This window comes from Bradyrhizobium sp. 164 (assembly GCF_023073715.1).
Taxonomy (GTDB): domain Bacteria; phylum Pseudomonadota; class Alphaproteobacteria; order Rhizobiales; family Xanthobacteraceae; genus Bradyrhizobium.
This window is the reverse complement of the sequence record NZ_JADPKA010000001.1, coordinates 118,104-130,957: the sequence shown is the minus strand read 5'-3', so window position 1 is coordinate 130,957 and position 12,854 is coordinate 118,104. Positions and strand designations below refer to the sequence as shown.

At 60.2% G+C, this 12,854-nt stretch carries 10 protein-coding genes and 2 pseudogenes; 9 read left to right on the top strand and 3 right to left on the bottom strand.

The annotated features are described in order from the left end of the window. Nucleotides 1–749: 749 nt before the first annotated feature. The gene (locus IVB01_RS00550) at nucleotides 750–1,043 is read right to left on the bottom strand and encodes a hypothetical protein (protein ID WP_346015486.1); all 294 of its coding nucleotides are present in this window, start codon (nucleotides 1,041–1,043) and stop codon (nucleotides 750–752) included. A 288-nt stretch (nucleotides 1,044–1,331) separates the two neighbouring features. Further along, a complete protein-coding gene (locus tag IVB01_RS00545; RefSeq protein ID WP_247494166.1) occupies nucleotides 1,332–2,603 on the bottom strand; it encodes an alanine racemase in 1,272 nt (423 codons plus the stop codon). Nucleotides 2,604–2,607: 4 nt separating this feature from the next. On the opposite strand from IVB01_RS00545, the gene IVB01_RS00540 reads away from it, so the two are divergent. Continuing rightward, on the top strand, nucleotides 2,608–3,030 hold the full coding sequence (locus IVB01_RS00540; protein WP_247300984.1) for a flavin reductase family protein: 423 nt from the start codon (nucleotides 2,608–2,610) through the stop codon (nucleotides 3,028–3,030). Between the two features lie 365 nt (nucleotides 3,031–3,395). Continuing rightward, nucleotides 3,396–4,019 (top strand): hypothetical protein, encoded by a 624-nt coding sequence (locus IVB01_RS00535; protein ID WP_247277982.1) that lies wholly within the window; start codon nucleotides 3,396–3,398, stop codon nucleotides 4,017–4,019. A gap of 81 nt (nucleotides 4,020–4,100) precedes the next feature. Here IVB01_RS00535 and IVB01_RS00530 read toward each other — a convergent pair whose 3' ends face one another. Further along, entirely contained in the window at nucleotides 4,101–5,159 is a 1,059-nt protein-coding gene (locus IVB01_RS00530; RefSeq protein WP_247277981.1) for a pyridoxal-phosphate dependent enzyme, read from the bottom strand. A gap of 2,069 nt (nucleotides 5,160–7,228) precedes the next feature. Here IVB01_RS00530 and IVB01_RS00525 point away from each other — a divergent pair. From IVB01_RS00525 to IVB01_RS00495, 7 genes and pseudogenes are all read left to right on the top strand, one after another. After that, nucleotides 7,229–7,393: pseudogene (locus tag IVB01_RS00525) on the top strand (HupU protein); the annotation flags it as partial. Further along, nucleotides 7,390–7,892 (top strand): annotated as a pseudogene (locus tag IVB01_RS00520) (nickel-dependent hydrogenase large subunit); the annotation flags it as partial. The pseudogenes IVB01_RS00525 and IVB01_RS00520, both read left to right, overlap by 4 nt. A 341-nt stretch (nucleotides 7,893–8,233) precedes the next feature. Beyond that, nucleotides 8,234–9,325, top strand: a complete 1,092-nt coding sequence (locus tag IVB01_RS00515; RefSeq protein WP_247415480.1) for a hydrogenase small subunit — start codon at nucleotides 8,234–8,236, stop codon at nucleotides 9,323–9,325. A gap of 30 nt (nucleotides 9,326–9,355) precedes the next feature. Further along, nucleotides 9,356–11,146, top strand: coding sequence for a nickel-dependent hydrogenase large subunit (locus IVB01_RS00510; RefSeq protein ID WP_247494165.1), 1,791 nt, complete (start codon nucleotides 9,356–9,358; stop codon nucleotides 11,144–11,146). A 16-nt stretch (nucleotides 11,147–11,162) separates the two neighbouring features. Further along, the gene (gene cybH / locus IVB01_RS00505; protein WP_247354103.1) at nucleotides 11,163–11,906 is read left to right on the top strand and encodes a Ni/Fe-hydrogenase, b-type cytochrome subunit; all 744 of its coding nucleotides are present in this window, start codon (nucleotides 11,163–11,165) and stop codon (nucleotides 11,904–11,906) included. Nucleotides 11,907–11,924: 18 nt separating this feature from the next. Continuing rightward, nucleotides 11,925–12,509 (top strand): HyaD/HybD family hydrogenase maturation endopeptidase, encoded by a 585-nt coding sequence (locus tag IVB01_RS00500; RefSeq protein WP_247494164.1) that lies wholly within the window; start codon nucleotides 11,925–11,927, stop codon nucleotides 12,507–12,509. Nucleotides 12,510–12,534: 25 nt separating this feature from the next. Next, entirely contained in the window at nucleotides 12,535–12,831 is a 297-nt protein-coding gene (locus IVB01_RS00495) for a HypC/HybG/HupF family hydrogenase formation chaperone (RefSeq protein WP_247277976.1), read from the top strand. Nucleotides 12,832–12,854 lie beyond the last annotated feature (23 nt).

Here is a 12,854-nt window from a genome sequence, read left to right as displayed (position 1 = left end):
GGGTTGTCCCCCGGAAGAGCGGGGGCTGCGGGAAAGCCGGCTGCCCGGATCTGTCAGAGGAAAGTCAAATGGTCGCGCTACTCGAGCACGATCATAAGACTAGGGCACGTTGACTGGCGGCATGGACGCGGTCAGCCGCGGCACAAAGCCATCTTGGTGTCGGCCGCGTGCCGCCAACACTATTGTAAGCGCCACAAAAACGATCAGAAGTCCACGCATTCCAAAGAATTACCCACCAATTCCATCGCAATTATGAAACGGCTGACAGCTGATGCGCTTGCTCTAAGCTCGCCGCGAAAATGCCGCCGCGTTCAATGCAGGCTGTTAGGCTTGCAAAGTCGAAAAGATAGGCCCACTCAGTCGCCAAAATCAATATTCCTTGTATTTCCGAGTAAGCCTGCGAACCGGGTGGTCACGCTTGAAAAATGCACCGCGTGCGTATGATGTCCTTGTGGCGGTAAGACGTGGTCCGCTACGATGCCGATCTCGCGATGCCAGCCCATGCACCGGTAAATTCCGGCATAGGGAGCCGTGGCTCCTCGCTCATGATTTTGGTCAAATGGCTCGCTGTTAGACTCGCGCAGATAACGCCCGTTCTTATAGACCGCGATTCGTCATCTCTCGATCGGCTAGCTTAACTTTGCCTAGACTAAAGGCAAAACGGGTGTGAGGTACCCATACACCCAGCGCAAAATGTCGCGATGGGCCCAGGAGCGGTCGTCTCAACTCACCCGCATAGCGAGCTAGCCTCACTCGCGGGAGCGTTCTGGCGGTTGAGGATTGTTGGCAGGATTGCTGTCGAACTTAGATATTTGACTGATGATCCCGCTACGGGCGACCGGCTGCAAGTCCGCTTCTAGCGCGTCAGCAATCTCCCTTTCATAGACCTCTTGATCATCCACGTAGAGCGTAAAGGATTTCAGATATTTTTCCTTCTTCTTCGGATCTTCGATCGTTGCCTTCGTCCACCGATAGAGCGGATAACTTTGACGCCGTTTTCCTCTGCCGCGGCGACATACTCCGCAAAGGCGTCGAACTGACATTTCGGTGCCGCACCATGCGCCGTGAGTATATCGAATAGAGGCCTCAGTGCCGGATCGCGAAAATTTCGACGTATTGATTCCGCTACCGCAGTATCGCGGACATCAAACCTAACTTGATATTGCCACTGCGAGGTCACGAGGCCCTACCGCTTCGCCATGCACTGGCTCATTCTATGCCAGTTCGCTCTGGTTACAAAACGAGACATCGCCAACTTCTGCCACCACAAAGCCCACCAGACTTTATGTGGCGAACTTTAGAATTCACCTGATTAGTATGTTCATGAGCAACTACGCGGCGGGCAACACGGTAAGTTCATCCTGCCCTACAGCCACGATCTTATCGACCGAGAACCCGTTGAATCTCGCCATTTGCGTATAGGCGCCCACATTCTGGAATTCAATCCAATCGCCTTCGTGCAAATCGCGTGGCAGTGAATACGAGAATCCAAGCCTGTCCGTGCCGTCGCAAGTTGGGCCGAAGATGATGAAGTCCTGCCACTCCTCAGTCTGGATCGGCCGTCCCCCACGCCAAGCACGGGCGGGGAGCAGAAAATATTGCCGGGCAGGTGAGAGCCCGCTGTAGATGCCCGCGCCGCAGTAGAGCGCCCCGTCTTTTCTTAAGATCACCCGGCAAAACAAAGAGATGCTATCATGAACCAGTGCTCGTCCGGGCTCACACAAGAGTTCAACACGCTTCAGTGCATCCGTTTCGCGCACAAGTTTCGTGATGTCGGAGAGCATGCTCAAGGGAGACTTATAGGGGACGTTCAGATAATGGCCGGGAAAGCCGCCACCAATATCGAGCGCTGTGGGAGCCGGAGAAACAGCTTCAATAATGTCGACGGCCGCCCGAATGCCATGCAGGTACGGATCGACAACGATCGTTTGGGAACCTGGGTGAAAGGCCAAGCCCGTGGTCCAGCGCGATTGCGCGTTGACGAGACCCAGCAGACGGCTCGCTTCGGCGGGCGAGACACCAAACTTGCCGTTTAAGTCTAAGATGGCGCACGTCCCGCTACACTTGAACCGGACGTAGATTCGTATTTCCGGATCATGCGACGGCAGCACCTCAAGGAGCTTCCGCAGCTCGGCTTCGCAATCGATCACATAGTCGCGAACCCCCAGATCTCGGAACGTCCGTTCGATATCGCGACGAGATTTCACGGGATTCATGAACCATGAACAGGCCCGGGGAACAGTCGAATGGACAAGGCGAGCTTCGGCCAGCGACGCCACGTCGAATCCGGCCACTCCGGCGCGAGAGACCGCGTGAAGAATTTTGGGCAACGGATTCGCCTTCACCGCATACAGCACGCGTCCTGAGAAATGCTCGGTGAATTCGCGCGTGACGGATGCAAGACGCCCCTCATCGAACGTATAGAAGGCATCAACTTCCGCACTTTCCAATGATCTTACCAAGCTCATATTGCACCATTCCTCGCGCGCCAGAAGGGGAGTGGCCAGCGCCGTTGTTGCCGGCTGCGAGAGCAACGACCATGCCAGCGCTCCCCACGCGTTGAACCGCCTGATTACGCTTTGAAACAGCTCGCCATGCGCCACGGTGATGTCTTCTTTCGTACACGGCTGTGAAAAGCCAGACAAAGATCGAGGGGCCGCGCTGGGTCCCCGCAAACTTCAACGGGTTACCTCGCTCAGCGTCGATCCTCCGCAGCTTCTCGTCAACATCAACAGGCAAGCCTCCTCGTTTTCTCTAATTGCGCGCCACAGGACCTTTGGAGCGAATATCCTTGGCGCGGATCAACGCGACATTGCCGCACGCTTCAGTAATGGCCGATTCAAAGGCAAAGAGCGTTTCGACGGTTTCTCCTGGACGAGAGGTGCCAGTGGCGTGCCCTTGCTTGGCGAGGCATTGGCTGCACTCGAATGCGAAGTCGACGAGATCATCGAACGGTATTCGCACGGGATCGTCGTCGGACGCCTCGTCGACGTCGGACTGTCCCAGCGGCTGTCTGGCCTCGCATATTAAAACTCCGAGTATGTCGAGATCGGCTCTCGCCCGATTTCAACCTGATCGCTGCCGCAGGCTCTCCTGTTTGCTCCATGGCGGACCAGCAGGATTTAGATGGTGAAGCGCGCTAAAGCCATCCATTCAGGCGCAGAGTTGATCTGAGAAGCTGAGCCCGCCTTCTGCGAGCGTGCTTGTTTATCTTTCGATAGAGCGCCCGCAGATTGCGGCCTGTGCGGAGGAGCCCGCGCCACCGCGAGTGTACTTAGAGCTATGGCCGCGATCGTATCGTGCGTTTTTTCATTGCCTGTGCAGCGTTAATGCGCCGAGTGCCTGTTGGCGCGGTTAAACATCGATTTGTTGAACGAGATGGACGCTGAAGCGGCATGATCTTTCCCGATATCTTTGTGCGCATGCCAATTACTTTCACATGGACGCTCTTGACCGTCATCTATTATCTCGGCAACGAGAGCTATTATAGATCGAGAGAAAGAATGATGAATGTGATTGATCAAGCGAACGGTTCGGAGTTGCCGCCCGTCTTGCAGAAGTCATCAAGACGCCTTCCGTGGGTTTTTGGATTTATCGCCGTCTTCATCGGGCTATGCGTTGGGGGTGCATTTTACTGGCCCCATATCGACCGAATGATCGAGGCGTTAACGGCACGTGAAGTCGTCCCAATGCCGGCGTTGTCACCTGAAGACAAGGCAGCGCTTTCGGAGATCCGGTCGGGGCAACAGGAGGTGAGCGAGGAGATTTCAGCGCTTAACCGCAACATCGATGCGCAGCAAGCCGATTTGAAACGGATGTTAGATCAAATCGCAGCCCTGACCTCAAGAATTGAGTCTCTGCAGAACATTGCTGCGCCTCTTCCTGCAGATATTCGTCCGCCGGCAGCCCAGGCCGCATCAAAGCCGACTACAAGAGCCACTCGCCCGCCTAAACCAGAAGGGCCGGTTTCCGTCGGGGGCGCGCCGCTGGTTCCGGAGCCGGAGACGGACCGCCGATGATCTAATCATGAAGCCTCGAGCCTGCCAGACATGGCCTCACTGAGAGGATGCAAGTCGAACTAGGAGCGAAGATCGCGGTGCTCACGTTCGGTCCTCCCAGGCGCATTCGGTGAGGAGGACGAGAATGCGGCTCGACCGGTCGAGTCCGAGATCGCTTGTATGGCTCGGGTCTGCGAGCGCAGCCATAGCACCCGCCAGGCCCGCTGCACCGGACGGCGTGGTGGCGAGGCCATCATGGGCGGAGAGTACGCGAACAGCATCCACCAATTCCGCCTCGGGCACGGTGATGGCCCGAGCGCCGTGACGCCTGAGCACCGCAACGGCGGGCGCACTCGCCTGGCCGCAGGAGAGCATCTCCGCGGATGTTCGGAGATCGCCCATCACCCGAATCGGGTGACCGGCCGCGAGCGCGGGCGCAAGACACGCGGCGGTTTCCGGCTCGACCGTCACGATGCATCCCGGAGGTGCCAGCCAGCCCGAGAGGCCCTCGGCGATGGCAGCGGCGAGTCCGCCGACACCAGCTTGTATAAAGACGTGTGTCGGACGCCCATGGCCGGCGAAGTCTACTTGATCGCGGATTTCCGCCGCCGTAACGCCGTATCCCGCCATGACGTCGCAAACGATGGGATCGTTCGGATCGTCGGTCGTGTCGGCGACAAGAATGCCGGCGCCCTGGCAGGCCGCGGCTGCGGCCGCATCAACTGCATTGTCGTAGGTGCCCGGCACCCAGACGATCTCGGCACCCTGATTCTCGATGCGGCGCGCGCGCGCGTTCGGCACGCCCTCGTGCAGGAACACGCGGGCGGGCGCCCCGGCAAAGCGCGCGGCGGCAGCTACCGCGAGCCCGTGATTACCGTCACTGGCGCAGACCAGGGTCGGCTGCCCCTTAGGTCGGGCCGCGAGAAGGTCGGCCAACTGCATGCGCGAGGCCCGGGCGAGCGCGCGCAACCCGGCATAGGTGCCACCAAGCGACTTGAAGCTGCCGAGCATGCGGCGGCCCTCGTCTTTCGCTAGCACCTGCGCCACTCCGAGCCGCTCCGCAAGCGTCGGAAGGTTCAGGAGTGGCGTCGGCGCGTATGCGGGATCGAGGCGGCCAAGCTCGGCTGCGATCGCATTGACTGGTGAAGAGGTGCTGTTCATGCGTTGATCTTGCCCGCTACAGGTGACGGCTGCTGCTGGAGCGTTGCACAGCAACTCTTTCCGCCGATCATAACCAGCTGTACCTGCGAGCACCATCCTCGAGGACTTCGATCGCGCGCTTCTCCCAGGGGCCTTTTCGCGCTCGCGTCCGCCTACGCAAGTTTAAATTGCGGTTGGAGCGATCCCAGCGAAGCTCGACTAAAGGATTGCGGCGATGGCCCTCGCGGGTCCATCTCTGCGACGGAGCCCATCTACACCGACGCGAGCGCCATTGTGTGGGATGCTGCGGATCTTCGCGGATATCACGTCGCAAAACCAGCCGACGTTTCGAGCGAACAGTACTTAGGCTCTTGGGTAGTATTCGCCTGCGTGATCAAGGCGACCGTTTCCGTCATCAAAGTCTGGTCCTCCCTGCATGTGCACTCCGGTATTCGGCAAATGTGTGTTGTGTTCGATTCCGACGCGGTCGTGTTTCAAATGCACGCTCATGTGTCGCGAAAACGACATTCCCGAAGCGAGGCAGTGGCGCTTTACAGATCGAAGGAAGTTCTGTCATATTTTATATGCGTTAAGTTTGGCCTCGGCGTGGGTGGCCGCTACTGGGTCACGCGGACGCTATGACATAGTGAACGAGTCTCCCATCACGTCAGCGAAAAGCGTATCGCCAACCGCGCTACTGTGACGCCAGAAAGCCCGGCCTTCCAGTTCAAATTAATCAATTCGCGCCTCGCGGGCTCCCCCGTGCGACTACCACCTTTCACATCCGTAACAGCCATGGCAGGATTTCTGCACTGTCAGCACGGCGAGACGAGTTAGGATCGTTGGATTGCTCTCGCCCCGCGCGGCCAGAGTTAGAACCTTCTCGGCGAGGCAAGCCTTCAATGAAGACGTCCGCTTTGCTTCAGGCACCATCCGGACAGCATCCTCCAGAGCACCTTTCAGCACAGCATGCAGCTTGGTTTGAGGGGGTGGATATGACATGGCGCAAAATCCTGAAAACTTAGAATCAAACGATGAGGGCCCAGCATGTCCCAGCCTCCTGATGGTCCATCAAGACGGTAACGATGTTTAGTTTTGAGGTGGCGGTCAGTGGCTCAGCTGTGCCCAAAACGAATACAATGACTAGGACCCGTGACAGTGGAGCTTCACCGACAGCTAAATTTTTGTTCTGGTCATTGCTGCGATCTCGACACTAACGCGACCGGAAAGTCGTGCTTCGGCATTGCCGAAGGCATTCTGACGTGGTGACGTCCAGATCAAGCTGAAATGACGCTTGTGCTACGCGGCTTCGTCTTCGAGCCGGACGTGCAGTTGGTGTGTCCCGCGATTGAAGAGGAGTTCGGATCAGCCGAGGCCCGAACGGTCTCTACAGGCAAGCATTGATGGGGCAAGCCACGTCTCTGCATACTATACTCTGGGCTAAGCCGCGGCGATATGTGCCGGCGAGGGGCGCGTTGAGGGTGCGCTAGACACTGCCCCGCGGCGACATAGTGCGTCGGTTCGCGAGGACCTTGCCGATAAAGCGGCTGCCGCAGATCACAAGATCTAGGCATTGACCCCGCTGAGGCCCAGGGCCGCGTTCCAACTTCTTAAGAGCATAAGGTGTCGCCCCTTTGGCCTAGTTATTCGTTAGCGCCCGCTCGAAAGCCGATCACCGCCTCTCGTATGTTGAGTATAGCCGCTGCGCTCTGTTTGCTCACTGAGGCGTCAGGACAGGGCTTGCGGACGGCAGCACGGGCGTGGAGTGCGAACCGGAGTCGCGCCGGCCCTCGCCCTGCTTGAAATTCATCCAAGTGGGCGATGAGCCATTCCAACGTTTGTCCACGTGTCTGTTCGGAGGCGCCTTCGCTTTGCGCTGTTGGAATTCAGGCGTACTCGCCAGCGAAGCGAAAACTGCACATATCGGGCCGATAAGCCAGCTCGGGCACGTGGTTCCGTTGAAGAAGATCTGTCGCGTCAAAAAGCAAGTCGAAGATTGATTGTCTTTCCAACATCGCGCGTACGCACCAGATGTACCGAGGGAGGTCCGCCGGAGCAAGTCGCTTCGCGTTTCACTGTGGAGAGAGACATCCGCAAAGCTTGCCGGCATTCCGGTCGGACTTCCGACCGACATGCCCAAGACCTCGTTCGTGGCGCTCGCGGCCCTGTCGAAGTCGGCGACGCCGCGGCGGGTGCGGCTGAATGCGACCGCTGTCGTGCTGCCCGGCCGCCCGACGGCCAAGCGCACGCCATGACGCGCTTCACGATGGTCCCCTCAACGCGTCGAGGGCGATCTCGAAGTTGGCCTCGATGTCGAGAGTGGGCGGGCCATGCGCGCGTAGGTGACGGCGCCGCCGTGGCGGCTTCGAGCAGATCCTGGAGGCGCGTCCGCCCATCGAAGCGCGGGCGCTGGCGCCGCGGATCTGCGGCATCTGCTCGGTCTCGCAGTCGGTCGCCGCGGCTGTCGCTCTTCGCGATGCGATGGCGGCCGAGGTCGCGCCGAACGGGATTCTCGCCACCAATCTCGCGCATGAGGCGGAGAAGGCCGGCGATCATCTCACGCACTTCTACATCTTCTTCATGCCGGACTTCGCTCGCGAGGCCTGTGCCGCGCACTCCTGGCATGAGGAGACACGGGACCGTTTCGCAGCGACGCGCGGCCTGCGGCACGCGATGTGTTGCCGGCGGGCGCGGCTGCTCGAACCTATGGGTATCTTCGCCGGGAAATGGCCGCATAGTCTGGCCTTCCAGCCGGCCGATGTCGGCGGCCCGCTGGAGCAGGCGCTGATCGGCACTGATGTCGGCGGCGCCGGCGCACGCTCGGTCGCCATCCAGCACGTCGTGCGCTCGTTCGATCCCTGGATGGCGTACACCGCGCATTGAGTGGTCTCTCGCGCGGGGACGGAAACTTCGTTGTCGCCTGAAATCGAATTGTTTCCGTTTTCTCGGTCGGGGCATGCGCGCGCACCGCAATTCGAGCAATTCAAATCTGCAACAATTTGGTATCACTCTACTTTCCTTACGCTCCCGGTGCTTGGCCTGCTTCTTGCTGTCCTTGGCGTCATAGACAAGTCAAAGCCGAGGCGGGACGATTCATGGGCGCGGCGACGGAAACGTTTTACAGCGTGATCAGGCGACAAGGTATCACGCGTCGGAGCTTTCACAAATTTTGCAGCCTGACTGCGACGAGTCTCGGCCTCGGGCCCCTGGGGGCGAGCCGCATCGCGAACGCGCTCGAGACCAAGCCGCGCGTGCCGGTGATCTGGATGCACGGCCTCGAATGCACCTGCTGTTCCGAGAGCTTCATTCGTTCCGCGCACCCGCTGGTGAAGGATGCCGTGCTCTCGATGATCTCGCTCGACTATGACGGCACCATCATGGCGGCCGCAGGCCACCAGGCGGAGGCGATCCTCGAAGAGACCCGCGCCAAGCACAAAGGGCAATACATTCTCGCGGTGGAAGGCAATCCGCCGCTGAACGAAGGCGGCATGTTCTGCATCCACGGCGGCAAGCCGTTCGTCGAGAAGTTGAAGATGGTGGCGGAGGATGCGATGGCGATCATCGCCTGGGGCGCTTGCGCCTCGTGGGGCTGCGTGCAGGCGGCCAAGCCCAATCCGACGCAGGCGACGCCCATCGACAAGGTCATCGCCAACAAGCCGATCATCAAGGTGCCGGGATGCCCCCCGATCGCTGAAGTGATGACCGGCGTCATCACCTTCATCACCACTTTCGGCAAATTGCCCGAGCTCGATCGTCAGGGCCGGCCGAAGATGTTTTACTCGCAGCGTATCCACGACAAGTGCTACCGGCGGTCGCATTTCGACGCCGGCCAGTTCGTCGAGGAGTGGGACGACGAGGCGGCGCGCAAGGGCTATTGTCTCTACAAGATGGGCTGCAAGGGCCCGACCACCTACAACGCCTGCTCGACCGTGCGCTGGAATGGCGGCGTCTCTTTCCCGATCCAGTCGGGCCATGGCTGCATCGGCTGCTCGGAAGACGGATTCTGGGACAAGGGTTCGTTCTACGACCGTCTCACCAACATCAAGCAGTTCGGCATCGAGAAGAACGCCGACCAGATCGGCATGGTGGCGGCCGGAGCCGTCGGTGCGGCAGTCGCCGCGCATGCAGCGGTGACCGCGGTGAAGCGGCTCGCCGGCAAGAGCGAAGACGCGCACCACACCAGCTAAGCGCCAAAGAGATCCAAGAGTAACAAAATCATGGGTATCCAGACTCCCAACGGCTTCAATCGCGACAATTCCGGCAAGCGCATCGTCGTCGATCCGGTGACCCGTATCGAAGGTCACATGCGCGTCGAGGTCAATGTCGACGCCGATAACGTCATCCGAAACGCAGTCTCCAGCGGCACGATGTGGCGTGGGATCGAGGTGATCCTGAAGGATCGCGATCCCCGCGACGCCTGGGCGTTCACGGAACGGATCTGCGGCGTCTGCACCGGCACGCACGCGCTGACGTCGGTGCGCGCGGTCGAGAACGCGCTCGGGATCACCATTCCGGAGAACGCCAATTCGATCCGCAATCTGATGCAGCTTGCCTTGCAGGTGCACGACCACGTCGTTCACTTCTATCACCTGCACGCGCTGGATTGGGTCGATTTGGTCTGCGCGCTTTCGGCCGACCCGCGGGCAACCTCGACGCTCGCGCAGTCGATCTCGAGCTGGCCGCTGTCGTCGCCAGGTTACTTCAAGGACCTGCAAACTCGTCTCAAGAAGTTTTTCGAGTCGGGGCAGTTGGGGCCCTTCAAGAACGGCTATTGGGGCAGCAAGGCCTACAAGCTGCCGCCTGAGGCCAATCTGATGGCGGTCGCGCACTATCTGGAGGCGCTCGATTTCCAGAAGGAGATCGTCAAGATCCAAACCATCTTCGGCGGCAAGAATCCGCATCCGAACTGGCTCGTGGGCGGCGTGCCCTCTCCGATCAACGTCGACGGCACGGGCGCGGTCGGTGCCATCAACATCGAGCGCCTGAACCTGATCTCGTCGATCATCGATCGCCTGATCGAGTTCAACGAGCAGGTCTACCTGCCCGACGTGGCGGCGATCGGTTCGTTCTACAAGGACTGGCTCTACGGCGGCGGTCTTTCCGGCAAGAGCGTACTCTCTTATGGCGACGTGCCGGAACACGCCAACGACTACTCCTCCAAGAGCCTGAAGCTGCCGCGGGGCGCCATCATAAACGGCAATCTCTCGGAGGTGCTTCCCGTCGATCATGCCAACCCCGATGAGATCCAGGAGTTCGTGGTTCACTCCTGGTACAAATATCCCGACGAAACCAAGGGACTGCATCCCTGGGACGGCGTAACCGAGCCGAACTACGTGCTGGGGCCCAATGCGAAAGGTACCAAGACCGCGATCGAGCAGCTCGATGAGGGCGGAAAATATTCATGGATCAAGGCGCCGCGCTGGCGGGGTCACGCCATGGAGGTCGGCCCGCTGGCGCGTTGGGTGGTGGGCTATGCGCAGAACAAGGCCGAGTTCAAGGATCCTATCGACAAGTTCCTGAAGGATATGGACCTTCCGCTATCGGCGCTGTTCTCGACGCTCGGTCGGACGGCGGCGCGCGCGCTGGAGTCGGTCTGGGCCGGACGACAAATGCGTTACTTCCAGGACAAGCTCGTCGCCAACATCAAGGCCGGCGACAGCTCGACCGCGAACGTCGACAAGTGGAAGCCGGAGAGCTGGCCGAAGGAGGCCAAGGGTTTTGGCTTCACCGAGGCGCCGCGCGGCGCACTCGCGCACTGGATCAAGATCAAGGAAACCAAGATCGACAATTACCAGTGCGTGGTGCCGACCACCTGGAACGGCTCACCGCGCGATCCGCAAGGGAACATCGGTGCATTCGAGGCCTCGCTGATGAACACCCCGATGGTCAATCCCGAGCAGCCTTTGGAGATCCTGCGCACGATCCATTCCTTCGATCCGTGCCTGGCCTGCTCCACGCATGTCATGAGTCCGGACGGCCAGGAAATGGCCAGCGTCAAGGTCAGGTGAAGCAGGGGGAAACGCCATGATGGATGTAGCTGCACGTCCGGCGGAAGCCGAGCCGGACCTCTCCGCGATAGCGGCCGATGCGGCCGGCGAACATGGGGTCTGCCGTCCCGCCGTCTATGTCTACGAAGCGCCGGTGCGGATCTGCCATTGGGTGAACGCGTTCTCGATCATCGTGCTGATGGTGACCGGTTATCTGATCGGAACGCCATTGCCGTCGGTCGAGGGGGAGGCCTCGGCGAACTTCGTGATGGGCTATATCCGCTTTGCCCATTTCGCGGCGGGGCAGGTGCTGGCGGTGTTCTTCCTTGCCCGCATTCTGTGGGCCTTCGTCGGAAATCACTATTCCCGGCAGATTTTCTATCTGCCGGTGCATCGCAAGCACTTCTGGAAGGAAGTGCTGCATGAAATCCGCTGGTATGCGTTCCTGGACCGCGAGCCGAAGATGTATGTCGGCCACAACCCGCTGGCGCGGACCGCGATGTTCACGGGCTTCACGCTGTTCGTGGCGTTCATGATCGTTACCGGCTTTGCGCTCTATTCGGAAGGTGCGGGTATCGACAGTTGGCAGCACAAGCTGTTCGGCTGGGTGTTCGCGATTTGGCCGAACAGCCAGGACGTTCACACCTGGCATCATCTCGGCATGTGGGCGCTGGTCGTGTTCGTGATGGTGCACATCTACGCCGCGGTCCGTGAGGACATCATGTCGCGCCAGAGCATCGTCTCCTCGATGATCTCCGGCGAGCGGCAATTCCGCGACTGAGAAACTGGAATGATACCGATGCCGACATCTTCGCAAGCAAACCGCATCCTGGTGCTCGGCATCGGCAACATCCTGTGGGCCGACGAAGGCTTTGGCGTGCGCGCGGTGGAGAAATTCCACCGCCGCTACGCCGTGCCCGACAACGTCACCATTCTCGACGGCGGCACGCAGGGGCTCTACCTCGTGAACTACCTGGAGGATGCGGATCGTTTGATCGTGTTCGACGCGATCGACTATGGGCTCGAGCCCGGGCAGTTGAAGCTCGTTCGCGACGACGAGGTGCCGCGTTTCACCGGCGCCAAGAAGATGAGCTTGCACCAGACCGGCTTCCAGGAGGTCATCAGCGCGGCCGACCTGCTTGGCCGTTGTCCGCGACATCTCGTATTGATCGGCTGCCAGCCGCTCGACCTCGAGGATTGGGGTGGCCCGCTGACAAAGCCGGTGCGCGATCAGATCGCGCCGGCGCTCGAGCTTGGTTGCGAGATCCTGGCCGAATGGGGCGTCGAGGTGATGCCGCGCACCGCGCCGTTGGCAGAATCGGAGCGGCTGCTCGCCAACGACATCGATCATCAGCATTACGAGATGAGGGGGCGGCCGGCCTGACCGGCTGCACCATCGGAGATCCGCCATGTGCCTCGGCTTGCCGATGACGATCGTTGAGACTGACGGGATATCGGCGCTGTGCGAGTTCCGAGGCGAGCAGCGGCGCGTTTCGATGCTGCTGCTCTCGGACCCGCCGGCCGGTGCCAGGGTGCTGGTCCTTATCGACACCGCGGTTCGGCTTCTGCATGAGGCCGAGGCGCGCCTGATCGGCGCCGCGATCGACGGTCTGTGCGCGGCGATCAATGGCGAGGATTGCGATCGCTTCTTCGCCGACCTCATTGACCGCGAGCCGCAACTGCCCGAGCATCTCCGGCTTGATTAGGGCGGCAGCCCGCTCCGCGAGAG

What these genes read in the sequence shown, in the direction of transcription:
- IVB01_RS00550 (WP_346015486.1), bottom strand. Translation starts at nt 1,043, where the DNA reads ATGTCAGTTCGACGCCTTTGCGGAGTATGTCGCCGCGGCAGAGGAAAA.
- IVB01_RS00540 (WP_247300984.1), top strand. Translation starts at nt 2,608, where the DNA reads ATGTCTTCTTTCGTACACGGCTGTGAAAAGCCAGACAAAGATCGAGGG.
- IVB01_RS00535 (WP_247277982.1), top strand. Translation starts at nt 3,396, where the DNA reads ATGATCTTTCCCGATATCTTTGTGCGCATGCCAATTACTTTCACATGG.
- IVB01_RS00530 (WP_247277981.1), bottom strand. Translation starts at nt 5,159, where the DNA reads ATGAACAGCACCTCTTCACCAGTCAATGCGATCGCAGCCGAGCTTGGC.
- IVB01_RS00515 (WP_247415480.1), top strand. Translation starts at nt 8,234, where the DNA reads ATGGGCGCGGCGACGGAAACGTTTTACAGCGTGATCAGGCGACAAGGT.
- IVB01_RS00510 (WP_247494165.1), top strand. Translation starts at nt 9,356, where the DNA reads ATGGGTATCCAGACTCCCAACGGCTTCAATCGCGACAATTCCGGCAAG.
- cybH (WP_247354103.1), top strand. Translation starts at nt 11,163, where the DNA reads ATGATGGATGTAGCTGCACGTCCGGCGGAAGCCGAGCCGGACCTCTCC.
- IVB01_RS00500 (WP_247494164.1), top strand. Translation starts at nt 11,925, where the DNA reads ATGCCGACATCTTCGCAAGCAAACCGCATCCTGGTGCTCGGCATCGGC.
- IVB01_RS00495 (WP_247277976.1), top strand. Translation starts at nt 12,535, where the DNA reads ATGTGCCTCGGCTTGCCGATGACGATCGTTGAGACTGACGGGATATCG.